This is a genomic window from Microbulbifer sp. 2205BS26-8 (genome assembly GCF_030731025.1).
Lineage (GTDB): Bacteria > Pseudomonadota > Gammaproteobacteria > Pseudomonadales > Cellvibrionaceae > Microbulbifer > Microbulbifer spongiae.
The window spans coordinates 1-252 of the sequence record NZ_JAVAMR010000241.1 but is presented as its reverse complement, the minus strand read 5'-3'; the positions used below and the strand labels follow the sequence as shown (position 1 = coordinate 252).

Annotated in this window: 1 protein-coding gene; it reads right to left on the bottom strand. The window is 57.5% G+C overall.

Annotated elements, in window-relative coordinates:
* Positions 1–252 (bottom strand): IS3 family transposase (locus Q5Y71_RS17430; protein WP_306043327.1); only part of this gene is annotated, 252 nt, incomplete at both ends.

Sequence of the window (252 nt, the reverse complement as noted above, 5' to 3'; positions counted from 1 at the left end):
TCACCAGATCCAGCGGCTTGTTGGCCAGCCCATCCGGGATAGTCGTAACGCAACGTTTGCCTCTTCGAACACCTTCCAATTGCAGTACCTTCATCAGCCGTTCAACTGTGCAGCGGGCGACCTTTACGTCCTCGCGGTTAAGCTGCTTCCAGACCTTGCGTGCACCATAGGCGCGGTGGTTTTCTTCGTAGACCCGCTGGATCTCAGGCTTCAGCTCATCGTCACGTTGAGCGCGCGCACAGCGTTGCTCTG